Source organism: Campylobacter concisus, from assembly GCF_902460625.1.
Taxonomy (GTDB): domain Bacteria; phylum Campylobacterota; class Campylobacteria; order Campylobacterales; family Campylobacteraceae; genus Campylobacter_A; species Campylobacter_A concisus_AD.
This window is the reverse complement of sequence record NZ_CABPUT010000006.1, coordinates 192127-218205: the sequence shown is the minus strand read 5'-3', so window position 1 is coordinate 218205 and position 26079 is coordinate 192127. Positions and strand designations below refer to the sequence as shown.

Annotated in this window: 27 protein-coding genes; 14 read left to right on the top strand and 13 right to left on the bottom strand. The window is 36.3% G+C overall.

Annotation, left to right across the window (positions count from 1 at the left end; genetic code table 11):
* From secF to yajC, 3 genes are read right to left on the bottom strand one after another with little or no spacing between them, the layout of a single operon-like run.
* A complete protein-coding gene (gene secF / locus F3G69_RS05505; RefSeq protein WP_103582612.1) occupies positions 1-972 on the bottom strand; it encodes a protein translocase subunit SecF in 972 nt (323 codons plus the stop codon).
* A gap of 2 nt (positions 973-974) precedes the next feature.
* Positions 975-2555: a protein translocase subunit SecD gene (gene secD, locus F3G69_RS05500; protein ID WP_149714628.1), complete on the bottom strand. Its 1581-nt coding sequence runs from the start codon at positions 2553-2555 to the stop codon at positions 975-977.
* A complete protein-coding gene (gene yajC, locus F3G69_RS05495) occupies positions 2555-2827 on the bottom strand; it encodes a preprotein translocase subunit YajC (RefSeq protein ID WP_021090619.1) in 273 nt (90 codons plus the stop codon). Before yajC ends, secD begins: the two co-directional genes overlap by 1 nt.
* Here yajC and F3G69_RS05490 point away from each other — a divergent pair.
* Complete coding sequence (locus F3G69_RS05490) at positions 2803-4095, top strand: apolipoprotein N-acyltransferase (RefSeq protein WP_180997331.1); 1293 nt, start codon at positions 2803-2805, stop codon at positions 4093-4095. The genes yajC and F3G69_RS05490 overlap by 25 nt on opposite strands.
* Positions 4096-4137: 42 nt before the next feature.
* Here the strand turns inward: F3G69_RS05490 and metK are convergent, their stop codons facing one another.
* The gene (gene metK / locus F3G69_RS05485) at positions 4138-5343 is read right to left on the bottom strand and encodes a methionine adenosyltransferase (protein WP_103600876.1); all 1206 of its coding nucleotides are present in this window, start codon (positions 5341-5343) and stop codon (positions 4138-4140) included.
* Between the two features lie 137 nt (positions 5344-5480).
* On the opposite strand from metK, the gene sstT reads away from it, so the two are divergent.
* The 13 genes from sstT (at position 5481) to F3G69_RS05420 (ending at position 17223) form a co-directional block, all read left to right on the top strand.
* A complete protein-coding gene (sstT, locus tag F3G69_RS05480) occupies positions 5481-6848 on the top strand; it encodes a serine/threonine transporter SstT (protein WP_410470295.1) in 1368 nt (455 codons plus the stop codon).
* An 87-nt stretch (positions 6849-6935) separates the two neighbouring features.
* Positions 6936-8657, top strand: coding sequence for a M3 family oligoendopeptidase (locus F3G69_RS05475; protein WP_149714627.1), 1722 nt, complete (start codon positions 6936-6938; stop codon positions 8655-8657).
* A gap of 2 nt (positions 8658-8659) precedes the next feature.
* Positions 8660-9109 (top strand): hypothetical protein, encoded by a 450-nt coding sequence (locus F3G69_RS05470; RefSeq protein WP_103600874.1) that lies wholly within the window; start codon positions 8660-8662, stop codon positions 9107-9109.
* Positions 9110-9160: 51 nt separating this feature from the next.
* Complete coding sequence (locus tag F3G69_RS05465) at positions 9161-11230, top strand: ATP-dependent helicase (RefSeq protein ID WP_103600888.1); 2070 nt, start codon at positions 9161-9163, stop codon at positions 11228-11230.
* Complete coding sequence (gene truB, locus F3G69_RS05460) at positions 11227-12048, top strand: tRNA pseudouridine(55) synthase TruB (RefSeq protein ID WP_103600873.1); 822 nt, start codon at positions 11227-11229, stop codon at positions 12046-12048. Before F3G69_RS05465 ends, truB begins: the two co-directional genes overlap by 4 nt.
* A complete protein-coding gene (gene csrA, locus F3G69_RS05455) occupies positions 12042-12272 on the top strand; it encodes a carbon storage regulator CsrA (protein WP_021090864.1) in 231 nt (76 codons plus the stop codon). Before truB ends, csrA begins: the two co-directional genes overlap by 7 nt.
* Complete coding sequence (locus F3G69_RS05450) at positions 12269-13012, top strand: 4-(cytidine 5'-diphospho)-2-C-methyl-D-erythritol kinase (protein ID WP_149714626.1); 744 nt, start codon at positions 12269-12271, stop codon at positions 13010-13012. The genes csrA and F3G69_RS05450 overlap by 4 nt, the downstream gene beginning before the upstream one ends.
* 14 nt (positions 13013-13026) lie before the next feature.
* Positions 13027-13479, top strand: coding sequence for an SsrA-binding protein SmpB (gene smpB, locus F3G69_RS05445; protein ID WP_103600887.1), 453 nt, complete (start codon positions 13027-13029; stop codon positions 13477-13479).
* A gap of 8 nt (positions 13480-13487) precedes the next feature.
* Positions 13488-14084 carry a thioredoxin domain-containing protein gene (locus F3G69_RS05440; RefSeq protein WP_149714625.1) on the top strand — a complete coding sequence of 199 codons (597 nt, stop codon included), beginning with the start codon at positions 13488-13490 and terminating at the stop codon, positions 14082-14084.
* 62 nt (positions 14085-14146) lie between these two features.
* Positions 14147-14581 carry a flagellar basal body rod protein FlgB gene (gene flgB / locus F3G69_RS05435; RefSeq protein ID WP_054196421.1) on the top strand — a complete coding sequence of 145 codons (435 nt, stop codon included), beginning with the start codon at positions 14147-14149 and terminating at the stop codon, positions 14579-14581.
* Positions 14582-14589: 8 nt separating this feature from the next.
* Positions 14590-15090: a flagellar basal body rod protein FlgC gene (flgC, locus tag F3G69_RS05430; protein WP_103600870.1), complete on the top strand. Its 501-nt coding sequence runs from the start codon at positions 14590-14592 to the stop codon at positions 15088-15090.
* Positions 15090-15383: a flagellar hook-basal body complex protein FliE gene (gene fliE / locus F3G69_RS05425; protein ID WP_021090507.1), complete on the top strand. Its 294-nt coding sequence runs from the start codon at positions 15090-15092 to the stop codon at positions 15381-15383. Before flgC ends, fliE begins: the two co-directional genes overlap by 1 nt.
* Positions 15384-15390: 7 nt before the next feature.
* On the top strand, positions 15391-17223 hold the full coding sequence (locus tag F3G69_RS05420; RefSeq protein ID WP_103600869.1) for a peptidoglycan D,D-transpeptidase FtsI family protein: 1833 nt from the start codon (positions 15391-15393) through the stop codon (positions 17221-17223).
* A 112-nt stretch (positions 17224-17335) separates the two neighbouring features.
* Here F3G69_RS05420 and F3G69_RS05415 read toward each other — a convergent pair whose 3' ends face one another.
* The 9 genes from F3G69_RS05415 to F3G69_RS05375 all read right to left on the bottom strand — a co-directional run bounded on the left by F3G69_RS05415 (position 17336) and on the right by F3G69_RS05375 (position 25845).
* Positions 17336-17836 (bottom strand): hypothetical protein, encoded by a 501-nt coding sequence (locus F3G69_RS05415; protein WP_223155881.1) that lies wholly within the window; start codon positions 17834-17836, stop codon positions 17336-17338.
* 53 nt (positions 17837-17889) lie between these two features.
* Positions 17890-18321: a fatty-acid--CoA ligase gene (locus tag F3G69_RS05410; RefSeq protein ID WP_103600868.1), complete on the bottom strand. Its 432-nt coding sequence runs from the start codon at positions 18319-18321 to the stop codon at positions 17890-17892.
* Entirely contained in the window at positions 18322-21417 is a 3096-nt protein-coding gene (locus F3G69_RS05405) for a cytochrome c biogenesis protein CcsA (RefSeq protein WP_149714624.1), read from the bottom strand.
* 45 nt (positions 21418-21462) lie between these two features.
* Complete coding sequence (locus F3G69_RS05400) at positions 21463-22020, bottom strand: c-type cytochrome (RefSeq protein WP_087578611.1); 558 nt, start codon at positions 22018-22020, stop codon at positions 21463-21465.
* 92 nt (positions 22021-22112) lie between these two features.
* Complete coding sequence (locus F3G69_RS05395; protein WP_107695331.1) at positions 22113-23387, bottom strand: major outer membrane protein; 1275 nt, start codon at positions 23385-23387, stop codon at positions 22113-22115.
* A gap of 255 nt (positions 23388-23642) precedes the next feature.
* The gene (locus F3G69_RS05390) at positions 23643-24080 is read right to left on the bottom strand and encodes a hypothetical protein (protein WP_087576844.1); all 438 of its coding nucleotides are present in this window, start codon (positions 24078-24080) and stop codon (positions 23643-23645) included.
* Positions 24081-24213: 133 nt separating this feature from the next.
* A complete protein-coding gene (locus F3G69_RS05385; RefSeq protein WP_103600637.1) occupies positions 24214-24801 on the bottom strand; it encodes a hydrogenase-4 component G in 588 nt (195 codons plus the stop codon).
* Positions 24802-24883: 82 nt separating this feature from the next.
* On the bottom strand, positions 24884-25318 hold the full coding sequence (locus F3G69_RS05380) for a Dps family protein (RefSeq protein ID WP_021090517.1): 435 nt from the start codon (positions 25316-25318) through the stop codon (positions 24884-24886).
* A 149-nt stretch (positions 25319-25467) separates the two neighbouring features.
* Positions 25468-25845 carry a rhodanese-like domain-containing protein gene (locus F3G69_RS05375; protein WP_021090898.1) on the bottom strand — a complete coding sequence of 126 codons (378 nt, stop codon included), beginning with the start codon at positions 25843-25845 and terminating at the stop codon, positions 25468-25470.
* Positions 25846-26079: the final 234 nt, after the last annotated feature.

The following is a 26079-nucleotide window of genomic DNA, read 5'->3' as shown; positions in this document are numbered from 1 at the left end:
TTACACAACGCCTTTCTCAAACATAGCACGCTCTTTTTCGCGCTCTTTTTTTATCTTTTGCTTTTCAGTCTCTCTACTTCTAAAATGCTCGATGCTAAATTTAAACCAGATAAGAAACGGCGAAGAGATGTAGATCGAACTGATCGTTCCTATGACAATGCCAACGATAAGAATAAATGAAAATCCATGTATCATATCTCCACCAAATAAAAATAACACAAGAACTGTCATCATCGTAGTTGCTGAAGTTAAGATAGTTCTTGAAAGTGTGGCTGAGACTGACTCGTTGATAACGCCTTCGATATCAGTTCGCTTGCTCTCTTTGATACCCTCTCTGATCCTATCAAAGATAATAATCGTATCATTTAGTGAGTAGCCAAGAACCGTTAAAACAGCAGCTAATGTGTCCAAATTTACATCGATATCAAATAGCGAAATAGCACCAACAGTTATAACTATATCGTGAATTTCAGTTGCGATCGCAGCAAGCGCAAAACGCCACTCAAACCTAAATGTGATGTAGATTAATATACCAATTAGTGAAATTCCAAGAGCCATCAAGCCTTTTTCTCTAAGCTCGTCACCAACCTTTGGTCCAACGATATCAACACGCCTTACTTCAAAATTTCCAGTATCTTTTAAAATTTGCTTTATCTCAGTACCGATGTCGCCAGTTAAATTTGAACTTGATCCTGAGAATCTAATAACAGCCTCATCTTCGCTTCCAAACTCAGTAACAGAGGCGTTTTTAAGCACTTCATTTGTGCCAAAAGCGTCGCGAATTTTATCAAGTGGCGCTTTGGTATCGTATTTTAGCTGGATAAGCGTACCACCAGAAAAATCGATGCCGTAGTTTAGACCCTTTGTTGCAAGCAAAAAGATCGAACCAACAAATAAAAATATAGAAAGTGCCAATGAAGCAAATCTAAACCGCATAAAATCATAAACTTTTGCCTTAGTGAAAATTTGCATCCCTAGCTCCTTTTATAACCAAACCAAAGTCTGGTATTTCCGCTTTTTTCTATCTTGTCCATGACTGCATCAAACATGCCATGTGTGCCTAAAATGGCCGTTAGCATCGAAGCCATGATACCTATCGCCATTGTCACAGCAAAGCCTTTAACTGGGCCAGTACCATAAGCATAAAGCACAGCAACTGTGATAATAGTAGTTAAGTTTGAGTCGATGATCGCACTCATAGCGTGCTCATAGCCCTTTTGCACGGCTGTCCTTATCGCCACACCTTCACGTAAAAGCTCACGTATACGCTCGTTTATAATGACGTTTGCATCAACCGCCATACCGATCGTTAGCACGATACCAGCCATACCAGGAAGTGTAAGCGTCGCTCCAAAAAGCGCCATCACAGCGACTAATATAACGACATCTGCAACTAGTGCAATATTTGCAAAAACTCCAGAAATTCCATAATAAACTAGCATAAATAACACGACTAAGATAGATCCAGCAGCAAGAGCTACCATGCTTTGGTTGATGCTCTCTTGTCCCAAAGATGGGCCAACACTTCTTTTTTCTAGCATCTTAACGGGTGCTAAAAGCGCGCCACTTCTAAGTGCAATTGCTACGTCGTGAGCCTCATCAAGGGTAAAGCCGCCGCTGATCTGACCACTGCCGCCACCTATTCTTTCATTTATAACAGGAGCTGAATAAACCTTACCATCAAGCACGATAGCAAGCCTTTTGCCAACATTTGCGCCAGTAAAATCGCCAAAAATTCTAGCGCCCTCTGAGTTGAGAGTGAAATTTATAATAGGCAAGTTATTTTGCTGAGAAAATGCGACCTTTGCGTCAGTTAGCATCGAGCCGTCAAGCACTGGGATATTTTTAACGACGTATTTCACGCGGTCATTTTTAGCATCTTTAAAGATCACATCGCCGTAGCTTTCAGCTTCAGCCTCGCTCATCGTATTAGCCTGATCTTGTCTTTTATCATCAACTGCCATAAGCTGCAAGTGAGCAGCCTTTGCGATGAGATCTCTTGCTCTTTGTTCATCCTCTTCAGTTTTTATACCAGGAAGCTCAACTAGGATATTATCTTTGCCCTGTCTGGCAACAGTTGGCTCAGCTAGACCAAACTGATCGAGTCTGTTTCTAATAGTTTCAACAGCTTGTGAGATCGCATACTCGATCGTATCCGTTCTTTCTTGTTCTGTTAAAGATATGCTGTAATTTAAACCATCTTTTTTGATATCAAGCCCCTTTATCTCAGCTAGTGCTTTATCTACTTTTGGAGCTTCGTCGCCATCAAGAAGAGTAAAGTCAATGTTCTCTTCTTTAATCTTAAATTTATCAATTAACACATCTTCTTTTTTAGCATAATAATTTATACTTCCAGCTATTGATTTTATTTTTGAGTGAATAGCTTCGCTCGTTTCAACACCAAGTAGCATATGAAGGCCGCCTTGAAGATCAAGGCCAAGTGAAATTTTAGCTCCACTTTGTGTTTGAAAAAAAGATGGCACCGAAAAGCCAAAACCAAAAATCAAGGCTAATATTAAGATAACTAGCCTATATGTGACTCTTGCGTTACGCATTATTTATCTTCGATCTTTTTAGCTACAAACTCGCGTGCTATACGAACGATTACATCATCGTTAAGTTTAACTTTGATAAAATCATTTTCGGCTTTAATCACTTCGCAGATAAGTCCGCCATTAGTTATTATCTTATCACCTTTATCAAGAGCTGCGAGCATTGCTGCATGGGCTTTTTGTTGTTTTTGTTGAGGTCTAATAACCAAAAAGTAAAATATGGCGAAAAGCACAACAAGAGGTAGTAATGATGTTAAAAAATCAGCGTTTTGCATGGATTTCCTTATTTGTAAGATTTTTAAATGGGCATTTTAGCACTAAAATTATAATAAAAGCCTTTGTCGGTGCTTTTTTGCTTTCCAACTTTATTTTTTTAAGCCTCTTCGAGAATTTACTCTTAAATTTTATCTCGCCGTTTCTAACTTTGACTGGAATTTACATCATCATAAATTTAAGCAGAGCTGGTTTTTTCGTGGCTGGATTTTTCACAGGAATTTTGTGGTTTTATTGGATTAGCTTTAGTTTTATCTACTACGATCTGATCTGGCTCATACCTTTTGTCATCCTCTTTGTAGCATTTGTTTATGGGCTTTTGTTTTGGATAGCCTCTTTTCCCAGTTTTGTCATGCTAAGGGCTGTTTTGCTATTTTTAGTAAGCTATATTCATCCATTTGGCTTTAACTGGTTTAATCTTGAAGCAACGCTTATTTTAGGCGCTTTTGAGCCAAGCACAAGAGGGCTTATATTTATATTTCTTGCGGCTATTTCTTTGAGTTTAAAAGGCAAAATTTTAAAATTTATTCTAGCTTTTATCTGCCTGATCGCTGCTTTGCAATTTAAAAGTAGCGAGGCAAAGACCCTGCCATTTGACGTGGAACTAATAAATACCGACATCGCTCAAAGGGTGCGCTGGGATAAAAGCTTGCGTATGGAATTTACAAATGAAAATTTAGACTTAATAAATAACGCCATAGCCGAGCAAAAACGCCTTATCGTACTGCCAGAGAGCGCATTTCCACTATTTATGACAAATGAGCCACTACTTGTCGATGAGCTAAAAGAGCTTTCAAAAAAGACAACCATCATAGCTGGCGCGCTTGCCTATGAAAATAAGCAAATTTATAACTCCGCCTTTTTATTTCAAGATGGCGATCTAAGGCGAATGGATAAGAAATTTTTGGTGCCATTTGGTGAAGAAATTCCTTTGCCAAAATTTATGCAAGATGCAGTAAATAAGCTATTTTTTGGCGGAGCTAGTGACTTTAAAAAGGCTGAAAATTTTAGCGACTATGAGATAGACGGGGTTAAAATCAGAAACGCCATCTGCTATGAAGCGACAAGAGAGGAGCTTTACAAGGGCGAATTTGACGTGGTTGTAGCTATCACAAACAATGGCTGGTTTGTGCCAAGCAGCGAACCTGTGCTTCAAAGGCTACTAATAAAACACCTTGCCACAAAATACAATAAAGCGGTCTATCACAGCGTAAATGGCTCAAAAAGTGAAGTTATTTTGCCAAAAAAAGCATTTTGGGATGAGTTTTAAAGAGAAATTTAAAGTGGCTTTTAGATAAAGCCACTTTTTTGATTATTTTTTTAGTAAAGCTTTGAAGGTATCAACCGCATCAAGCTTTTCCCAAGGGTATTTTGCATTTCCCACTTGACCTTTTGCAGCTACTTTTGCGTATAAAAACGTATCTTTACTTGGCTTATCAAGACCAAATTTATTTGTTATCCAGCGAGGCGTTAGAGAAAAATGCTCGCTTACAAAATTTGAAAGCATATCGTCATTTACGCAATTTGCATGAGTTCCCATGGTGTCAACGCTAACTGAAGTTGGCTTTGCAACGCCTATTGCGTAGCTTATTTGGACGATACATTTTTTAGCAAGGCCAGCTGCGACTATGTTTTTAGCTATCCAGCGCGCTGCATAAAGTCCGCTGCGATCAACCTTTGTGTAGTCTTTACTTGACTGAGCGCCGCCGCCTATCGGACTATATCCGCCAAAGCTATCAACGATTAGTTTTCTACCTGTTAGACCACTATCGTGAAGTGAGCTATGATTTACATATCTGCCTGTTGGGTTTATGTAAATGATCGTTTTTTCTTTATTATATAGTTCTTTTGGAAGACCAGTTTCGTCTATTAAATTTTGAATTAGTGTGCGAAGCTCTTCTATCTTCATGCTCTCCACGCAAGGCGCAGAGACGACGATAGTGTGGATGCTTTGAGGTTTGCAGTTTTCAAAGTTATCTTTGCTACCGTAATCAATAGTAACTTGTGTTTTTATATCAACGCCAAGTTTATCAGGGTTTGCTTTGGCAAATTTATATACTTTTTCACAAAGCATTCTTGCGTAAGTTATAGCTGCAGGCATAAATTCTTTCGCTTCGCAGCTTGCAAAGCCAAACATGATGCCTTGATCGCCTGCTCCGATCTCACCACTACTTTGATCAACACCTTGATTTATATCTGGACTTTGTTGATTTAAACAAACTTTGACCTCGATATCATCTGGGTGCAAACACTGCTCTTTTGTAAAATTACTCTTTCCATCATATCCGATATGCGCAAGAGCGTCCTTTACGATCTTTTCGTAGTCTTTATATGAGAGTTTTACTTTTGAGTTTATCTCTCCGCCTATTACTATGTTTTTCCCAGCTACAAAAACTTCACTTGCTACACGGCCATTTGGATCTTGTGTTAAAATAGTATCCACTATGCTATCAGCGATTATGTCAGCACATTTATCTGGATGACCCGGACTTACAACTTCAGAAGTAAATAGATACATTTTCATCCTTTTTCTTGACTAAATTTTGTGCAATTGTAACAAATCTATTTAAAAGGCTAATTAATCTTTATCAAATTCTTTATATTTAAAAATTGTTTAGCTAAAATCAACAAAAAACTAATTTATTAAGGTGTCAAATGAATATGCTTAAAAACATAGCAAGAAGATATGCCGATGGAAATTTGATAGTTCAAATTTTAGTTGGTATCATTCTAGGTGCCCTAGTTGGCTTTTACACACACTACGAAGCTGCTCCTTATAACAAGATCTCGGCTAAAATTCAAACTATTCAAAACGAGAGTGGTTTGAGCATAGATGAAGTTATAAAAACTCGCCTTAGTCAAGATGAAGCCAAACAGCTAAATGAAGCCAAAGAAAAAGCTAGCTCAGCCGATTCTATTGCAGCTTCAGCTTCGGTTTTAGGAGATTTATTTAAAGGCGCTTTAAAAGCTATCGCACCAATTCTTGTCTTTGTTTTAGTGGCGACATCCATCATTTTAAGAGATTTTGGTCATACAAAAGGTATGCAAAAGATTATTACACTCTATCTAATTGGTACATTTTTAGCAGCCGTTGTTGCAGTTATTGCTAGTTTCTTATTCCCAGTGGAGCTTTCTTTAAAAGGTCTTGCAAGTGCTGATATGTCAGCGCCTCAGGGAATTACCAATGTTTTAAAAGATCTCATTTATAAAATGGTCGAAAATCCAATAAACGCCCTTGCAAATGGCAACTATATAGGCATCATCACCTGGGCAGTTGGTAGTGGTATAGCACTTAGAAATTCCACAGCTGAGACCAAAAAAGTATTTAAAGATATAAGTGATGGCGTAACTCATATCGTTAAATTTATCATTAGACTAGCTCCGTTTGGTATCTTTGGTATGGTTACTATTAGCATTCACGAAACTGGATTTGAAGTACTTGCAGGATATCTAAAACTAATTTTAGTTCTTGTTGGGGCAATGCTTGTTGTCGCATTTATCATCTACCCAGCCATGGTTTTTGTATTAACTAGGAAAAATCCTTATCCACTTGTCATGATCTGCCTAAAAGAGAGCGCTATTTCAGCATTTTTTACAAGAAGCTCGGCCGCAAATATCCCTGTAAATATGGCACTTTGCAAAAAGCTTGGTCTAAAAGAGGAGCTTTACTCTATCTCGATCCCACTAGGTGCCACCATAAACATGGGTGGCGCAGCAGTTACCATTAGTATTCTAGCGCTTACTGCGGTAAATTCTATCCCATCTATCACGGTTACATTTGGCGATGCACTACTTCTTTGCTTCATCTCAGCTCTTGGTGCGTGTGGTGCTTCAGGCGTGGCTGGTGGCTCTTTGCTTCTAGTACCATTAGCGTGCGGTCTTTTTGGTATCAGCAATGACATCGCCATGCAGTTTGTAACAGTTGGCTTTACCATTGGTGTTATCCAAGACTCAGTTGAAACTGCGCTAAATAGCTCATCAGACGTGCTTTTTACAGCAGTAGCTTCAGAGACTTCAAACTAATCTTCATAAAATTTCAGCTAAATTTTGGCTGAAATTTTACTTTTATCCATTTTTTTGTAAAATGTCCCAAAAATTTAAAGGATAAATATGCAAATTTGGGATCTAAAAGCACTTTTTGCAAACGAAAAAGAGTGTGAGCAAAACGCACTAAATTTACAAAAAGAGTGCGAGAAATTTAAAGATAAATACCTAGAAAATTATGAAAATTTAAAAATAGATGAGTTTTTAAATGCGTTTTCTGAATATGAAAACTTGATCGCTAAAATTTCAAAAGTAATGACCTATTCTTTTTTAAATTTTGCCAAAGATACAAGCAAGGGAGCGTTTTATGCAAAGATCGATGAGATAGCGACAAAAGCAAATGAAAATTTGATATTTTTTGAGATCAAATTTAATGAGCTTAGCCCTAAAAAACAAGAAGAGATCATCAAAAGCTCCAAAAAATATGGCTACTATCTAAGCAATCTCGCCAAAGCAAAACCACACCAACTAAGCGTTGCCGAAGAAAGAGTCTTGCTTCGCACTGCAAGTACTGGAGCTGAGGGCTTTTCGAGGCTTTTTGATGAGAGCATGAGCAAGATGAGGTTTAAATTTAAAGGTGAGCTTTTAAATGAAGAGGAAATTTTAGCCAAGCTTCATGACAACGACCAAAGTGTGCGAAAACTAGCCGCCAAAAGCCTCTCAAACGAGCTTAGCAAACACCAGCACCTTCTTGGCTACATATACAATATGATAAAAACTGATCTAAAAACAAGCTGCGAGCTTAGAAATTTCAAGCTTCCTGAAGAGCCAAGACACCTTGAAAATCAAATCAGTAAAAAAAGCGTTGATTCGCTCATTGCCGTAACTGAGAAAAATTTTGACCTAGTTGCTAAATTTTACGAGCGAAAAAGAGAAATTTTAGGCCTTAAAAAGCTTTATGACTACGATAGATACGCGCCTCTTAGCAGCGAAGGTGAGTATAAATTTGATGAGTGCAAAAAGATAGTTTTAAAGGCGTTTGGGGCGTTTTCACCTAAATTTGGCGAGATCGCCAAAAGTGCCTTTAGTGACGGCTGGATCGACGTTTATCCAGCGCCAAACAAGCGAGGTGGGGCGTTTTCTCACTCAGGATCAAGCGACACTCACCCTTATGTTTTGCTAAATCATACCAACCAGCGAAGAGATCTTTTCACGCTTGCCCACGAACTTGGCCATGCCGTGCATCAAAAGCTCTCATATAGTGTAAGCTACCTAAATTCAGACACCCCGCTAACCACGGCTGAGACAGCTTCAGTATTTTGCGAGATGCTAGTTTTTGATCACATAAAAGACGGCCTTAGCAAAAAAGAGAAAATTTCACTGCTTGCTGGCAAGATTGAGGATATATTTGCCACGCTTTACCGCCAGATAAATTTCACCACATTTGAGCGAGCCGTGCACGCACATGAGGGCGAGATCAGCCTAGATGAGCTAAATAAAATTTGGCTAAGAGAGAGCAAAAAGATGTTTGGCAAAAGCGTCACACTAAATGACTACTATAAAATTTGGTGGAGCTACATCCCGCACTTCATCCACACGCCATTTTACTGCTACGCCTACTCTTACGCGCAGCTTCTTGTGCTTGCGCTTTTTGGGCTTTATAAAAGCGGCAAATGCAAAAATTTTGTCGAAATTTACACCGAGTTTTTGAGCCTTGGCGGCAGCCTTAGTCCAAAGGAGCTTGTAGGTAAATTTGGCTTTGATATCGATGATAAAAATTTCTGGCAGATCGGCATAAACGAAGTTAAAAAACTAGTAGATGAGTTTTTAGAAATTTCAAAGGATTAAGGATGTTAGACGAAATTTTAGATGATGAGAAATTTTCGCTTTTAATGAAAATGCACGTCTATGAGTGCATTGATTTTTTGCTTGAAAAGGGGGTAAATTTCTCAGTTATAGCAAATTTACCGCTAGTTAGCTTTGAGCCAAGCTTGCCAGATGAGATAAGCAGGAGCTTTAATATGCCAGTCATTATGTTTTCACTTGGTGGCTATACGCTTGAGAGTGCGAAACTAACGCAAGATGAGCTTAGCTTTGAGGCTGGCTTTGGTAGTGAAAATTTTGCCTCTGTGGTCTCTTTTCCACTCGGTGCAGTGGTTCAAATTTTGGTTGAAAATAGCCCGATCCTTGTAAATTTCTCTATCTACAAGCCAAAAGAGAAGCAAATCGATCACGCTAAAAAATCAGCCTCAGTCTTTTTGCAAAACCCAAAAAATAAAGATATATTTAAGAAAAAATAGTAATTTTAAGCATTTTTGGCTAAAATCAAAAGAAAAATTAAAAAGCAAAAAATGGAAAAATTACTATCAAATTTAAACGAAGCCCAGCGTGAAGCAGCTACTCATATAGATGGTCCGATGCTCATACTTGCAGGAGCTGGCAGCGGCAAGACAAAGACCATCACAACTAGGCTTGCCTACCTCATCGGCGAGGTCGGTATAGATGCGGCAAATACACTAACTCTTACTTTTACAAACAAAGCCGCCAACGAGATGCGTAGTAGAGCCATGGCGATGCTAAGCCAAAGCGGCAAAAACTATTCGCCGCTACTTTGCACTTTTCATAAATTCGGGCTTTTGTTTTTAAAGCTTTACATTGAAAAGCTTGGCAGAAAAAATAACTTCGTCATAATCGACACAGATGATAAAAAACGCATCATCAAAAGCTTTGAAAGTCCAGTTGCCACGGCGATTTTATCAAGTGAAATTTCAAACTACAAAAACTCACTTTTAAGCGTCGAAGAGGTCTATAAAAATGCAAATTTCTCTTCATTTGATAAGAGCAAGGATAACTTTTACAAACAAGCTGCTCAAATTTATGAAAAATATGAAGACTATTTAAGGACAAATAATCTTGTTGATTTTGACGATTTATTGGGGCTTACTTATAAAATTTTAGACGAAAACGAAGAGCTTGCTAGAGAAATTTCAAACCGATACAAATACATAATGGTCGATGAGTATCAGGACACAAACGACCTTCAGTATAAACTGCTAAAAAAGCTCTGTCTATGCCATGAAAACATCTGTGTCGTGGGCGATGATGACCAAAGTATCTACGGCTGGCGCGGTGCAAAGATCGATAATATCTTAAATTTTAAAGATCAGTTTAAAGATGTAAAGATCATCAGACTTGAGAAAAACTACCGCTCGAGCGAGGCGATACTAAAAGCCGCAAACGAGCTAATTGATCACAACCGCAACCGCCTTGGTAAGAAGCTTGTGGGCACAAAAGGCGAAGGTGAAGCTGTAAATTTGATAGAGAGCTTTGATGAGAGCGTTGAGGCTGGTAAGATCGCAAAATGCATAAAAGAGCTTTTAAGCAAAGGTGTGCAGGCAAAAGATATTGCGATCTTATACCGCATAAACGCGCTCTCTCGCTCGCTTGAAGATGGGCTAAACAAAGAGCAGATCGCCTATAAAATGGTCGGCGGAGTTAAATTTTACGAAAGAGCCGAGATCAAAGATATCATAAGCTACCTAAGGCTTATAAATAATCCAAACGATGATTTTTCAATAAGGCGCATCATAAATCGCCCAAAGCGTGGGCTTGGCAAAGTGAGTCTTGATAAGCTTGAAAAAATGGCATTTGATGGCAAAATTTCCATTTACGAGGCGATCTCAAACATCTCTGATAACGACGAAGCCTTTAGTAAAAAGGTAAAATCAGCTCTTGTTGAGTTTGCAAACAACCTAAAAGAGCTTCAAGAAAGCAGCTCAGTTTTTGACCTAATAGATAAATTTGAAGCTAAATTTGGCGTGAAAAAATACTACGAGAGCCTACCAGATGGCGCTGAAAGAGCGGCGAACATCGACGAGTTTTACGCTGTTTTAAAAGATCAGATCAAGCAAAATCCAAGCTTTGATCTGGAGGAATTTCTAAACGAGATCACACTAACAAGCGAGCAAGATGGCATCAGCGACGAGGCTATTAGCATTATGAGCGTGCATGCGAGCAAGGGGCTTGAGTTTGAGCATCTTTTTGTGATCGGCCTTGAAGAGGGATTTTTCCCGCTCATTGGCGATGGTAGCGACATCGAAGAGGAGCGCAGGCTCGCTTACGTGGCGATAACAAGAGCCAAAAGGACACTTAGCCTAAGCTTTGCAAATTCGCGCTTTTACAAAGGTCAGCGCACAAGGCTAAATAAGAGTAGATTTTTAAGCGAAAGTGGCATAACGCATGGCTCGCTAGTCATCGAAAAGAGTAATGAATTTAAAAAAGGCGACCTTGTTAAACATAAAATTTTTGGTATCGGCAGGGTGAGTGCGGTTAGCAAAATCAAAAAAGAGTTTAAGCTAACTATAAATTTTGGTGGTAATGTAAGAGAGATCATGTCAAGCTTCGTGGAAAAGGCCGTATGAACGGCATCTTCGTAGCAAACAAGCCAGCTGGCATGAGCTCAAACCACTTTTTAGGGCGACTAAAGAGAAAATACGGCGTTAAAAAGGCTGGATTTTCAGGCACACTTGATCCATTTGCTAGCGGCTGTCTCATCGTTGCCTTTGGTTCATATACGAAATTTTTTAGATTTTTAGACAAAAGTCCAAAAGTCTATGAAGCTACGATCTGGCTTGGGGCTAGCAGTCCAAGCATGGATAATGAAAATATCACTGAAATTTCAAATGTAAAAGAGCTAAATTTAGAAAAACTAGAAGCCATAAGAGGCGAGCTGACTGGCAAGATAAGCTATATCCCGCCAAAATTTAGCGCCAAGCACGTAAATGGCACAAGAGCCTATAAGCTGGCTAGAAACGGCGAAAAATTTGAGCTAAAGACAGAAACTATGGAAATTTTTGATAGCCAAATTTTAAACTATTCGCACCCATTTTTAACTATCCGTCTAAGCGTAAGCGAAGGAAGTTATATCCGTTCGTATGCAGAAATTTTTGGAAAAAAGCTTGGTTATAATGTAACTTTAAGCTCATTAAAAAGGATAAGTGAAGGCAAATTTAGCTACGAAAATGAAAAATTTTTGAATATTTGTGATTTTTTAAACATTCAGAAAAATACATATCTTGGGGATATAAACGATATTCTTGATGGTAAGAAATTAAAAATTAACGATTTTGAAACACAAAAGCAAGGAATTTATTTGCTAAATTATGATAAATTTATGAGCGTAATCCAAATCACGGATGATACTATAAATTACACTCTAAATAAGGTTGAAAAATGTTAATCCTAGCAAGAAAAGAAAATGAAGAAATTTTAATAGGAAATGACATAAAAGTTGTCATAGTAAATATTTCAAAAAATACTGTTAAACTCGGTATCGAAGCGCCACGAAATACAATGATACTAAGAAGCGAACTAGCAAATGATATCAAAAATGAAAATATACATGCAACAAAAACTGCAAGCGAAGCCGATATTCACGAGCTAGCTAAAAAAATCGAGAAATGAAAAGCTTCGCAAAGATAAATATATTTTTAAAGATAGTTGGCACTAGAGGCAACTACCACGAAATTTTATCTCGCTTTATACTCTGTGAGCAGCTTTTTGACGAAATCTATTTTAAAAAGTCAGATTCATTTGCCATAGAATGTAACAACCGCGATATAAAAGACAATATTATTCAAAAAGCGATAGATGAGCTAAAAAAAGCTGGCTTTTCAAACGAGCTTGACGAGTTTTTTAGCTCCCATAAAATCATCATCAACAAAAATATCCCAATTGGTGCGGGTCTTGGCGGAGGTAGTTCAAACGCCGCTACCTTTTTGCTAATGGTAAATGATGAGCTAAATTTAAATATAAAACGCAAAAATTTGATGCAAATAGCCTCCAAAATCGGCGCAGATGTGGCCTTTTTTGTAAGTGGCTACAAAGCAGCAAATGTAAGCGGCATAGGCGAGATCATAGAAGAATTTGACGATGAAGTGCCAAATTTAAATATCTTCACGCCAAATGTTTTTTGCTCCACACCGATGGTTTATCAAGAATTTAGAAGCAATTTCTTACAATACATAGACGTTAATGCTGCAAAAAAGATGCAAAATTTAAAGAGCAAAGAGCTACTTGAAATTTATAAAAACGAGGAGCTAAATGATCTTTTTGCCCCATGTTTCAATCTCTATCCACAGATGAATGAGTTTAAAGATAAATTTCTAAGTGGTAGCGGCAGTAGCGTATTTAGCGTAAAATAAAAGGTAAAACTTTGATAAAAGATCTAGCAAAAAACAAGAAAGCTTTGCATGACTTTAGCATACTTGAAACCTTCGAGGCTGGCATCGTTTTAAAAGGCAGCGAAGTCAAGGCTCTAAGGGCTGGCAGAGCAAATTTAAAAGATAGCTTTGTGCGTGTCATAAAGGGTGAGCTTTTTTTATTAAACGCCCATATTAGCTATCTTGAGACCACACATAGCGCATTTCGTCCAAATGAGCGAGCAGCCAGAAAACTTTTGATGCATAGAAAGCAGATTGATAAAATTTTCGGTCAAGTCTCGCAAGATGGACTAGCATTAGTTGCTTTGGCACTTTATCTAAGCGATAAAAACATCGTAAAAGCAAGGCTAGCTCTTGCAAAAGGTAAAAATTTACACGACAAGCGCGAGACTTTAAAAAGACGTGAGGCAGACAAAGAGGCAAGAGCTGCCATAAAAAGATACGTTTAAGGGATAAGATGAAAAATTTACTTGTTTTAATAATCGCTTTATTTGCTTTTTTTGGCTGTGGAGAAGATGAGAGCAGTAGTGTAAATTTTAAAGAATTTAGTCCAAATGAAGAGGTTAAGCTCGTAGATGTGAGCGGCAAGGAGCTCACTTTAGTTAGAAAAGATCACGGCTTTGCTATCAAAAATGATGAAAATAAGGTTTTAATGATCGACATTTTTGGCACATTTTGCCCGCCTTGTCAAAAAGAGGCAGCTGAGCTTACAAAATACCAGCTTGAAAACAAAGATAAATTTACACTAATTGGACTAACTCATTTTGAAAATGTCACAAATGAGTATGTTTTGCACGAATTTATGCAAAACTTTAACGCCTACTACTTCATAACAAACGATCAAAAGATAAATGACAGACTTGCCGAGCAGATCGTAAGAGACATCGAATATAAACATGAGATCGCACTACCTTTTAAAGTAGTGATAAAAAATGGCGAATATCAAATTTTAACAGACGTAGATAGCGGACAATACGGGATAAAATACTATCTTGGTGGTATAAAAGTCACAAAAATGAAAGAAGATCTGGCAAAAATTTATGAGACAAAATAAATTTGCCCTATATTTGGAACATCATTTGCTTATAAAAATGTGAAATTTCATAAGGATTTTAAATGTTTGTTTTAGATAAATCAAAATCTAGCCCACTTGTTGAATCAGCTCTTGCAGGCAGAGAACTACGCCAAAAACTAATCTCTGGCAATCTTGCAAACGTTGATACACCATTTTATAAAGCTAGAGATATAAGATTTGAAGATGTTTTAAAAGAAAAAGCAAATGAAATTTATAACACTTCAAGCCAAAAAAAACTACAACTTGCTAAGACAAACGAAGCGCATATGGCTGCAGTTGATTTTCCAAAAAGCGACACAGCTCAAATTTTCTTGCGTGATGGTCATATGGCTAGAAATGACGCAAATACAGTCGACCTTGACGTGGAAACAACAGAAATGGGCAAAAATACAGTTATGATAAACGCCCTTGATAACGCCTACAAGGCTCAAAGTAATATCTTTAAAAGCGTAATAGACGCAAGTGCTAAGAACTAGGAGAGATGATGTCATACTTAAATGATTTTGATATTAGTGGATACGGACTAAGCGCACAACGTTTCAGAATGAATGTCATCAGCTCAAACATAGCAAATGCTCAAACTACAAGAACGGCTGAAGGCGGACCATATAGAAGGCAAGAGGTGATCTTTAAAGAGATGAACTTTGATAAAATTTTAAACGATCAACTTAAAAGCTCACAAAGTCTACTCGAGTATGAAAATCCACTTGACGATCCAAGCTCACCAAGAAACGCTCACCCTACCCTAACTAGCGTGATCGTAGATAAAGTGGTGCGTGATGACAAGGACTTTCAGCTAAAATATGATCCAAACCATCCAGACGCAAATGCAAATGGCTACGTCGCATTTCCAAATATAAATCCAGTCATTGAGATGTCTGACCTACTTGAAGCAACAAGGGCATATCAAGCAAACGTGGCAGCCTTTCAAAATGCAAAAACAATAGCACAAAGTGCGATATCACTTATTTCAGGACAAGCATAATGATAAATAGTATAAATTTAGACAAAATAAATAAAAATGAAAATTCAAATAAAATAGCAAAAGCAGGCGAAGAAGGCGGCTTTGAGAATGCTCTAAACGACTCTTTAAAAGAGCTAAACAAGGTTCAAATAAACGCTGATAAAGCCATAGCTGATCTTGCAACTGGCGAGGTAAAAGATCTTCACCAAGCTGCTATTGCGATAGGTAAAGCAGAGACCAGCATGAAGCTTATGCTAGAAATTCGTAACAAAGCACTAAGCGCTTATAAAGAAATTTCTAGAACACAAATTTAAGTCATTAATGAATTCCAGAAAATCAAAAATAACCATACTTTTTTTATTAATTACTTTTGGAATTTCAATATTTGTGCTTGTCATATTTTATAGAGCAAGTATCGAGCGAAAGCTTCCTAGACTTCAAACAAGCGATATAAACACAGCAATTCGTGGTAATATAATCACAAAAGATGGCTTTAGCATCTCTTCAAGTCAAAAACTCTACAAAGTAATGCTTGACACTAGAAATATTGATCCTAATAAAAAAGAGATGTTTATCAAACTATATTCGCTTTACAGCGGCGACGATCCAAACAAAGTAAGAAAGATTATAAATGACACAAAAGGTATCGTTACACTCTCATATAGTATTGATGCAAAGGGTGCTACATACCTTCAAGAGCTCTCAAGAAAGCTAAATCGTAAGAGCATTTTGGTTTCATACCTTGATCCAAAAACAGGCCTTGCTTCATTTCAGGGCATGAGAGTAATGGAGAGCGGACAAAATCGTAAATTTATGTCAAAAGATGCTCTTACGCCAGCTATTGGCTACGTGAGCAAAACTGAAAGTGACGCACTTACAAAAAGTAAAGGCGTAAAAGGTCTTGAGAGATATTATGAAGATTATTTAGCTCCTATACAAAATGCAAAAATTTTAGGGCCTCGCGATATTGGAAATAATATCATTTTAACAAGTGACTCAAATTTAGCAACAAGAGTAGATGGCTACAATGCGGTGCTTTCTATACCGCTTAAATTTCAAACCAAACTAGAGCAAATTTTAGATGAAAAGCGTGAATTTCTAGATGCAAAAGAGTTAGTTATATGCATAATGAATAGCAAAAATGGAGAAATTTTAGCCCTAGCTTCTAGCTCAAGGTATGATCCTTCAAATATAAGAAAGCAAGATTATAGCGCTCTAAACTCGACCGTTAGCGAATATGCTTATGAAGTTGGCTCAGTTTTTAAACCATTTATATTTTCTATCTTACTTCAAGAGAAGAAAGTAAATCCATTCGAGCTTGTAAATACCTATAATGGCCGATACCAACTTGGCAAAAGGATAATCAAAGATACCCATCCAGAGCCTTTTATGAGCGCTGAAGATATAATCGTGCACAGTTCAAACATCGGCATGATTCAGCTTGTTGAGCGTTTAAATGGGCCACAAATTTACCAAGGACTTTTAAATTTTGGCTTTTCAAGAAAGACCGGCATAGACCTACCTTACGAGCAAGTAGGTATGATGCCAACAGTTACAAAGCTAAATTCATCGACATATAAGGCGACTGTGAGCTACGGATACGGCTTGCAAGCTACATTTATGCAGCTTTTAAAAGCCTATAATACATTTAACAATAAAGGCATTGAAGTTACTCCTCACATGGTTGCCTACTTAGAAAGAAATGGGAAAAGATACGATTTGCCAAAGTCCGAGCCAGCTCAAGTTATATCACAAGAAACCGCAAAGATAATGAAGAGAATTTTAATAAAAACGGTTGAGAAAGGTACTGGACTAAAAGCCTTTACGCCAGGGCTTGAGATAGGTGGCAAGACTGGAACTGCACACATTGCCTCAGGTAGTGGTGGATACAGCAATACCTACAATGGCTCATTTTTTGGCTTTGTAAATGATACAAGAGGCAATAGCTACACAATAGGCGTTTTAGCAAGGGATCCTAAAAGACCTTACTACTACTTCGGCGCTCAAAGTGCGTTGCCTATGTTTAAAAAAGCAGTTGATCTGATGGTTGAAGATGGATATTTATTTCCTGATGCAAATGTAATAGCTGAGTTTGAAGCCAAAAAAGATAAGCTTAAAAACGATAACACAAAACAAAAGCCTGCTTTGGACTAAAATTTTAAAAATAAAAAAGACCTAAAAACCAAGCAAAAGCTAAATATAAAAATTTCTCTTACTTTTTGGCGTTTTCTCTAATCGCAAAACCTTTAATGCTCTTAAAATACTTTTAGTTTCTAATAGCAATTAAATTATAAATAGAGAAACTAAACTGATCGAAAAGATTTAAGTCTCTCATATTTTTAGAAGTTATCTCTTTGTCATCTTTGTAGTTCTTTCCGCCTAAAAAGATTAGATAAATAAGCGGGGTAACATAATTAAATCTTAAAAAAAGCGCTACAATGCAATGAAAAAAGCCGTGATTATATTTGATACAAGCATAAAAACCATAAATTATATAAGCTATCATTAGAATCAAAAAAGCATAGAACACAAAGCTTAAACCAGCATAATCTGAAATATTTAAAAAGCTGCAAACAAAAATAAAAGTACCTACCAAAGCAGGCAATATAATGATTGGAAAAATTAGATGAAGTCCGATTAGATCAAATTTACTCGCATAAACCTTTATGCTATATCTACCTGCTGGGATTATCAAAAATATAGGCAATACGATTGAAAATAACATAAGAAATATCACGTACATAGAATCAAAATCATAAGAACTCATTTTATACCAAACTTAATTTTAAGATATTTTAACTACACTTTTTTTAAATAAATTTATCTACGATTTTTGCGATTTTCTATGCCGATTTTTTCACTCTCTTCTATTTCGACAATGTAGCTTGGATTTTTCTTTTTAGCCTCTTTGTCTAAAAAACTAATGAGCTTTGCATCAGAATTTTTATGAGAGCAGATTAAAATTATGAAATTTATATAGTTATTTGCCTCTTTTGGCATGATTTGGTTATTTTTGGCTGGTATACTAAAATTTCCTACAAAAATTTGAATAAGTTCGAAAAGCTCGTTTTTACTTAAACTATTATCACCCGCAAGCTTTTCAAGCTTTTCGATCGTTATCTCTTCTTTTTCTAATGCAAGCTCCTTTATTTCAACACTATAATCTCTATTTCTTAAAAGTAGATAGATTAACGCGCAAATTGCAATTAATAGCAATACAATAAAGAAAACTATTAGACCTTTTATTAGCATCTAAAGCCTTGAGCAAAGTGATCGCTTTGTAAATGCTAAAACACTCATAAGCACCATTATTACAATACTAATCCAGACAAAATCAGGTACTGGTAATGGATCGCCAGCTGCATACGAGTGCATGCCAGCTAAATAAAAATTTACGCCAAAATAAGTCATAATAATCGACCAATAAGCAAAGAATGAAGCCACCGCAAATGCATACTGGTTATTTAGTTTTGGAATAAATCTTATATGAAGAACTGCGGCATAAACAAGTATCGAAACTAATGCCCAAGTCTCCTTGCTGTCCCAGCCCCAATATCTGCCCCAACTCTCGTTCGCCCAAACACCGCCCAGGAAATTTCCAAGAGTAAGCAAACTAAGTCCTAGTATCATAGCCATCTCATTTATACGGGTGGCTTCGAGGATATTGCGAGAAATTTCTGGATTTGGCTTTTTCTTATTTTGCAAAATGATAAGCAATAGAGTAAAGCCACCAAGTAACGCGCAAAGCCCTAAAAATCCATAACTTGCAGTAATAACAGAAACGTGTATTGTTAGCCAGTAGCTTTGAAGCACTGGCACAAGTGTAGTGATCTGCGGATCCATCCAGCTAAGGTGCGCAACAAACAATGTAACACCAGTCAATATAGACGTAAGAGCAAGAGCGATAGGGCTACGTTTTGCAAAGACGATACCAGAAAATCCTAGAGCCCAAGCGATATAGACCATCGATTCATAAGCGTTACTCCAAGGCGCATGCTCAGCAATGTACCAACGAAGCCCAAGCCCAACAGTATGAGCAAGAAAAGCCAGCAAATTTATTATGTATACAACTCTTACAATGCCATTTATCTGGACCTTTGGGGCTAGCATTTTGACAAAAACAAAAAATAAAAGCGCAAGGCCAGCCAAAAGATAAACCGGCGTCAATCGCTCAAAAATTTGAATTTTATTAAACAAAATTTCTATATTTATCTTTTCTTCACTTGGCATTACAGCAGAGCCATACTTTTGCTGATAGGCTGAAATTTTATCAAGTGCAGCATCAGCCTTGCTCCAATCATTATCTTTTGTTGCCGCATCAACTGCTGCAAAATACTCTCTCATCATATTAATGACTAGATCAGCCTCTTTAGGCGGAAAATACATCATTGCACTAGCAGGCGAATACCAAGAGTTTGATGGGTCATCTTGCTTTGGAAAAATTTTAAAAATTTCACCAATAAATATCATATAAAAAACATTCAATCTCTCGTCGATCTTGATTACGTCTTTATCAAATGTATTGCGTGATCCAGGATGCTTACGATTAGCAATTTCGGCAAATTTTGTGAGTTTATATTCACTTCCGCCATCTTTTGTGGCTCTAAAAAAATCATTAAAACTTGCATACTTTGCATTTTCATCTATGCCAAGCTCTTTTTTTAGCTCCTTACTTTGTCCAAGTGAGATAATTTTTTCACTTCGCCAAAAATCAGGCGTTACCATTATTGAAAGCATGGCTTGATTCGAGTTTAGGCTATTTATACTCTCGCTTCTATGTATTTTATTTAAAATTTCTTTGCTAAGAGTGTCAAATGGCTTCATTCTACCATCTGAGCTTTGCACAATAAGCCTAGAAAGCTTTTGTGTGTGCTCTTTGCTGATATTAGGCAAAAAGTCTTCAGCCTTTAATGAGCTAAAATTTAAACTTAAAAGTATAATGGCAATAAGAGCAACAAACTTTTTATCGCCCTTTGTTGATTCATTGTCTATTAACTTAGCTAGTTTTCTAAAACGGCTACCAGGATTTATAACATTTAGCACAAAGCCAAGTCCAAGTAAAAAGTAGCCGATGTAAGTTGGTATCTTGCCTGGATCTTTATTTACAGAGAGAATGGTTCCTTTTTCATCTGTATCGTATGAACTTTGGAAAAATCTATAGCCATCATAGTCAAGCACGTGATTCATATAAATTTTATAGTCAAGCCCCGACAAGTTTGTATCATCTTTTACAATAACTTCACTTGAATAGCTCATAGGCGAATTTGAGCCAGGATATCTTTTAAGCTCAAAGTCTTTTAAGTATAAGCTAAACGGAAGTTTAACTTGCTGCGCACCCCATGAAGCGTTAAATTTTTGTCCAGCCACAGCTAAGCGTGAAGGCTCTGTTAGGTTATAAAAAATATGCATCTCTTTACTCTCGCCTTTATAATTTAATTCAGCTATCAAGGCGTTAAATTCGCTATCTTTTGTGCTAACTAGCTTCCTTGAGGCATGAGCTGAAACTAATCTTGGAGCAAAATTTATATTTGAAATAGTATAAAGACTACCCATGCCAAATTCATTTACGCTACCAGCTTTTAACTCGGTTTTTGAGCTATCACTCATTGTAAATTTTGAAAGATCAGTATTTGAAGTAACTGTAAAATTTCCATCCACTAATTTAAAAAGCACATATTTTTTGCTTTCGTCTGGCTTAGCATTAAAGATAAAACTAATATCTGCAACCCTTGCCTCCTCCTCTTCTAATAAGAAAATTTCTTCACTTTCACTCTCGTTTGAAACCACAAATTCCACTACTGGTTGCCCATTTTTATCATCCACAAACTTATAACTTGCATTTGGCACAAATTCTTTAAATTTTAAATTAGCTTCATTATCTGCTATTTTTAGCTTTAGATCAAAACCTTTTTTTGCATCAGAAAGTCCTAACGGCAAAGCAGCGTTTATCTCTTCTCCATTATCGTTTAATGCGGTTAAATTTAAATAGGATATTTTTGTCGTAACGATATTTGACTGAGTTTTCTCTCTTATATGCATATCAGCCTCAAAGCCAAGATATCTTGTTATTCCAGCACCGATTAAGATAACGATAAAACCAAGGTGAAAGATAAGCGAAGGAAGTTTTTTGGGATCGATTAAGTTGTATCTAAAGATATTATAGGTCAAATTTATACCAAGAAGTAGTTGAATTAGCGCAAACCAGCTGGCACCATAAACATAGTACCATGCAGCTTCTGTGCTAGTTTTACTTTCTATTATTGTGGCAGCTCCGCTAGCTATGGCAAAGATTATCATCAAAACGATAGCTGAGCCCATACTTAAAAATAATGATTTTGGATTTAACATCTGCTTCCTTTTATTTATATTATGACAAAGCTATCAAAGTGAAACTTATCTTAAATAACTGCCTTGCTTTGTTTGAGTAGAGACCGGCTTGTTCTCATTTGTGTCTTGTTCAGCAAATGCATCTTTACCTTTTAGATAGGCAAGAATCGCACCAAGATCATTATTTGAAAGAATTTTAGCTTGATTTTGCATTACATTTTTGCCACTTCCACCAAAACTTGAGTCACTTCTATAAGAGATGATACTATCTTCAATATCTTTAGCATCCATATTTTTTAGAGGTGTTGAACCAAATGGCCTTTTATCAGCATTCTCGCCATGACAGCTAGCACATTGCTTTTCATAAAGCTCCTTACCTAAAGAAACACTATATCTACCCTTTCTATCAACGCCTAATTTTAAAATTCTATTATCTTTATAGCGTCTTGGATCTTCATCAACATAGACATTTACTTTTTCATTTCTATCATTAGCCTGCTTTTTTGCCATTTCAGCAAGTTCTTTACCAAACTCACCACGAGCTTCTATATAGTAGACTTGTGAAGCTGCAAAGGCATTTGCCACCAAAAAACACGCCAAAAAAGAAATTTTAATACTTTTCATAATTTTCCTTGAAATTTTGCTCTAAATTTAAAAATCCCGGATCAGATTACTCCGACCCGGGATTATATCATAAGTTGATTAATGAGCTACGATTAGAATGAGTATTTAGCCTCAAATCTGAATTGATCTTCTTTGTTTTTAGCCTCATCAGCAAATTTTGAAGTTTTGAATGCATAGTATGAGCTAAATGTTAGCTTTTTGCTATATTCATATGCAAATCTTGGGGTAACCTCTTCAACTTTTTCTTTGCCATTTTTGCCAGGAGCTGCAGCGTGTTTAATGTGGCCTTTTATGTAATCAACACCAACTGTAAATTTATCAAATGTATATCCAGCTGTTCCATATACTAGGTTTGCTTTTCCATCAGCCCAAGTTGGATCAAGTGTAAGCTCACCAACATCTATTAGACTACCTTTATCTTCAAGAGCAAATGATGTTACACCTTTATTATCAACTTTCCAACCCATATAACCAGCTCTTAAATCAAAGCCGAATAATGAAGCTGTAAGTTCGCCAGCATAGAAGTTACCATCATTATAGTTTGCAACGCCATTAGATTCATCTATACCTTTAGAAAGATGTGCTTTTGCACTTTTATCTACAGTAGTATTTATATAGTTAACTCTACCACCTAAGCTAACATCATCATTAATAGCAAAATTTGCTGAAACATCAGCTGCAAGTAGATCAGCTAGATTTGTTAGGCTAGCATACCATAGTTGGAAATTAATAGGATCATATGAACCAGCGATACCAGCAGCATATAGATTACCAACATCATAAATATTTAAGTAACCAGTATTTACATATAGATCTCCATCACTCTCAACACTATCACCCTCAATTGCATCAAAAGCTAAAGCAGTAAGTGTTAGTCCTTCAATATCTTCATTTACTACTCTTACACCAGTAGCGATAGCATCATCTGTAAAGAACGAGCCAATCTCTTGTTTACCAGCTGTTATAGTAGTGTTTCCAGCTTTATAGCCAAGATAGAACTGATGAACTTTAAATGGATCAGTTGTATTAGTTTTATCTGTACCAGTGCCTCTAGAGCCTTGATCTCCTTGAGTATTATCACCAGAATTATCAGTAGCGTTATATCTTAAACCAATAACGCCAAAGAAGTTATCATCAATTGCAGCTTTAAAATTTGCTACTGCTTTAAATTGATGACCAGCTAATGAGCCAGACTCTGATTTTGTATTAGAAAACTCACCGTGTTTTTTATCATTTGTATATCTATATCTTGCAAATCCTGAAAGATCTACATTTTTTATAGCTTCTTCAAGTGGAGTAGCACTTGCTACGCTTGAAAATGCACCTAAAGCAACCAAAGTGGCTAAACTAATTTTTGTTAGTTTCATTTTTTCTCCTTTTAAGGTTTTGTGCCGACGATTATAATCAATAAAATTTAACATGAAGCTTAAAATTTTTAATTTCAGTTACCGATCGTTTACCGTAATTAATCAAAAATAGATAAAAATTGATAATTTTAAACAAACCAAGGATAAAAATTAAAATGAGTAAAAAGAAAAAGGGGCTGTTGCTTTGCCCCTTAAAAGGAGTTCTAGTTTTGATTGCTGTTGAAATTATATAAGCAAGCAGTAAATCAACGGTAATTAAAAAGAAATTTTTTCCTCTTTTGGTACTTCGATATTTGTTTTTACATTTTTTCTTTTAATAATCACTTCATTTTGTGGCTTTTTTATACCATTATATAAGCCACTAGAGCCGCCCTCTTTTATAAGAAGCATATCTATAAGTTTATCTGCATAAAATGTTGCATAGACTAAGTCGCCTTTATCATAATAGTATCTATTTGCACAAAAATTTGCTTTATTGAGTTTGTGGTTTTTTGTATCGCTCGCCACTATTTCATAGCAGTATTTTGAATCTTTATAAGTAACCTCTTTTATAAAACCTTTGATCGAGCTTTTCACTGGTGTATTTTGCATGACCTGTCTTGGCTGTTTTCGCACTGGTGGATTGTCCTCAAAAAATGAGCAACCCAAAAACATGATAGCAGTTGCCAGTGGAAGTAAAATTTTAGCTTTCATCTCTTCTCCTTAGTGTAAAACGGCGAAGTATAACTTTTAAGATTAAATAAATTTTGCGGGAAATTAAAGGCTCGTATCTAAATTTATATGCACAATCATATAAATTTATCTTAGGCGAGCCTGCTTAAGATAGTTAAGCTGAAACATTTAAAACGTTACCGCCAAACTCGGCGATCTTTTTATCAAGTGTCTCAAGAGTCTTTTCGATAGTCTTTTGAGAAATTTCAGGAAGCTCACCTCCCCAAATTTTCTTCGCATCCTCAAAACCCTTTGCCACACCCTCTCTACCAGCTTTTAGTTTTTCCACGTCATCGCCTGCACCATTTAGCACAAAGCTAGCTATCCTATCAGCCGTATTTACGATACCAAAAAATCCATTCTCGCTAATAAGATCATTTGCCTCGTCACTAGTTAGCTCGTTTAAAGATTTACCATTATAGCCGATATTTGTAAGATCAAGGCCTGATAAAATTTCTGATAAATTTTTAGGCGCATTAAAGCTTAAGCCACCTTGAGCTAATAAATTTGAACTACTGCTTTTAACGATCTCTTTTTGATACTGCAAAAAGTAGCTATTTGAAATATCTTTGGCTGTTAAATTTGTAATTTCAGACTCTTTTTTAGAGATATCCTTTTCATCTTTATGAAGTGAAATTTCTGATTTTACATTTTCTTTTAGACCTAAATTATCGTATGAGTTTGCAATTTGAGAAATCTTCATTTTGGCTCCTTAGAATTTATAAAATCAATATCGCCAAAAAGTAGAATTTATTTAGGTAGAGCGGGAAAACTCCCGCTAGTAGTTATTTGCTAAGTGTTGCGTTTAGCATCCAGATCGCTTTTTCAAATTTTGCGATTTGATCTTGTGCATACATTTGAGTTGTTGTATCACCTTCTGCAAGCTCGTCAAGCTTTTTAAACTCACCCAAAAGGTGTTTATAATCAGCCAAGACAATCTCTAAAACCTCAGTTGGAGTGTAAATTTCTTTTGGCTCGTGTTTGATATGAGTAACTTTTGCTAGCTCCTCAGCCTTGACGATAGGTCTGCCACCAAGCATAAGAGCTCTCTCAGCTGCATCGTCAAATATCTCACTCATATCTTCGTAAGCTTTTTCTGTGTATTCATGAACGCTAAAAAATTGAATACCTTTTACATTCCAGTGAAGATCGTGAAATTTAATATAAAGTGCATTTGCATCAGCCTGAATAACATTTAATTGTAAAATAACTTTTGACATTTTGTCTCCTTCTTTATTGTAAATATGATGAAATTATATATAGCTAGAGTTAATCGGTGGTTAATCAAATAATAAATTTTATTATTTGATATAAAATTTGACTACAAAATAAAATTATCTTGTAGTCAAACGTAGAATCATAAATTTTTCTATTTTTTATATGGTGTAGTTTTGTAGCCTTGCTCGATCAAACTGCTCATACCTCCATCTAAATTTATTATCTTAAGATCTGAGCTATCTATTGCTGCGGCTGCTGCTGTGCTTCTTCTGCCACTTCTGCAAACAAGAGCAATAGGTTTTTTGATATCGACTGCCTTTGAAAGCTCCTCTAAAAATGCACTCTTATCATTTGGATTAAAAGTTATAGTCTTTGCACCTGCGATAACGCCAGTCTCTTGCCACTCAGATGGAGTTCTAATATCAATAATCTGATCATATTTTTTGATCTCATCTGGGCTTATATTAACGGTTTTAACATCAGCTGACAACATACAACAAACAGCTCCTAAAAGTAAAATTTTTTTCATCTGCTCTCCTTAAATAAATTTTTGAAATGTTAGCACAGATTATTAAATATATAAAAATTTTTGTTGATAAAATTTATTAGTTTAGATAAAAATTAATAATATAACGTGTTGATAAAAAAGCTAAACCCACTACGAATACATATATAGATAAACCGACTAGATTGATGAAAATATAGTCATTTACCATTACGCTTTTTATAAAATTTCTTTGATATTAGTGATCTTGTTTGCATA

Coding starts and splice junctions, on each gene's coding strand:
- secF (WP_103582612.1), bottom strand. CDS start 972: ATGCAAATTTTCACTAAGGCAAAAGTTTATGATTTTATGCGGTTTAGA.
- secD (WP_149714628.1), bottom strand. CDS start 2,555: ATGCGTAACGCAAGAGTCACATATAGGCTAGTTATCTTAATATTAGCC.
- F3G69_RS05490 (WP_180997331.1), top strand. CDS start 2,803: ATGTTAAAAAATCAGCGTTTTGCATGGATTTCCTTATTTGTAAGATTT.
- yajC (WP_021090619.1), bottom strand. CDS start 2,827: ATGCAAAACGCTGATTTTTTAACATCATTACTACCTCTTGTTGTGCTT.
- metK (WP_103600876.1), bottom strand. CDS start 5,343: ATGTATCTATTTACTTCTGAAGTTGTAAGTCCGGGTCATCCAGATAAA.
- sstT (WP_410470295.1), top strand. CDS start 5,481: ATGAATATGCTTAAAAACATAGCAAGAAGATATGCCGATGGAAATTTG.
- F3G69_RS05475 (WP_149714627.1), top strand. CDS start 6,936: ATGCAAATTTGGGATCTAAAAGCACTTTTTGCAAACGAAAAAGAGTGT.
- F3G69_RS05470 (WP_103600874.1), top strand. CDS start 8,660: ATGTTAGACGAAATTTTAGATGATGAGAAATTTTCGCTTTTAATGAAA.
- F3G69_RS05465 (WP_103600888.1), top strand. CDS start 9,161: ATGGAAAAATTACTATCAAATTTAAACGAAGCCCAGCGTGAAGCAGCT.
- truB (WP_103600873.1), top strand. CDS start 11,227: ATGAACGGCATCTTCGTAGCAAACAAGCCAGCTGGCATGAGCTCAAAC.
- csrA (WP_021090864.1), top strand. CDS start 12,042: ATGTTAATCCTAGCAAGAAAAGAAAATGAAGAAATTTTAATAGGAAAT.
- F3G69_RS05450 (WP_149714626.1), top strand. CDS start 12,269: ATGAAAAGCTTCGCAAAGATAAATATATTTTTAAAGATAGTTGGCACT.
- F3G69_RS05440 (WP_149714625.1), top strand. CDS start 13,488: ATGAAAAATTTACTTGTTTTAATAATCGCTTTATTTGCTTTTTTTGGC.
- flgB (WP_054196421.1), top strand. CDS start 14,147: ATGTTTGTTTTAGATAAATCAAAATCTAGCCCACTTGTTGAATCAGCT.
- flgC (WP_103600870.1), top strand. CDS start 14,590: ATGTCATACTTAAATGATTTTGATATTAGTGGATACGGACTAAGCGCA.
- fliE (WP_021090507.1), top strand. CDS start 15,090: ATGATAAATAGTATAAATTTAGACAAAATAAATAAAAATGAAAATTCA.
- F3G69_RS05420 (WP_103600869.1), top strand. CDS start 15,391: ATGAATTCCAGAAAATCAAAAATAACCATACTTTTTTTATTAATTACT.
- F3G69_RS05415 (WP_223155881.1), bottom strand. CDS start 17,836: ATGAGTTCTTATGATTTTGATTCTATGTACGTGATATTTCTTATGTTA.
- F3G69_RS05410 (WP_103600868.1), bottom strand. CDS start 18,321: ATGCTAATAAAAGGTCTAATAGTTTTCTTTATTGTATTGCTATTAATT.
- F3G69_RS05405 (WP_149714624.1), bottom strand. CDS start 21,417: ATGTTAAATCCAAAATCATTATTTTTAAGTATGGGCTCAGCTATCGTT.
- F3G69_RS05400 (WP_087578611.1), bottom strand. CDS start 22,020: ATGAAAAGTATTAAAATTTCTTTTTTGGCGTGTTTTTTGGTGGCAAAT.
- F3G69_RS05395 (WP_107695331.1), bottom strand. CDS start 23,387: ATGAAACTAACAAAAATTAGTTTAGCCACTTTGGTTGCTTTAGGTGCA.
- F3G69_RS05390 (WP_087576844.1), bottom strand. CDS start 24,080: ATGAAAGCTAAAATTTTACTTCCACTGGCAACTGCTATCATGTTTTTG.
- F3G69_RS05385 (WP_103600637.1), bottom strand. CDS start 24,801: ATGAAGATTTCTCAAATTGCAAACTCATACGATAATTTAGGTCTAAAA.
- F3G69_RS05380 (WP_021090517.1), bottom strand. CDS start 25,318: ATGTCAAAAGTTATTTTACAATTAAATGTTATTCAGGCTGATGCAAAT.
- F3G69_RS05375 (WP_021090898.1), bottom strand. CDS start 25,845: ATGAAAAAAATTTTACTTTTAGGAGCTGTTTGTTGTATGTTGTCAGCT.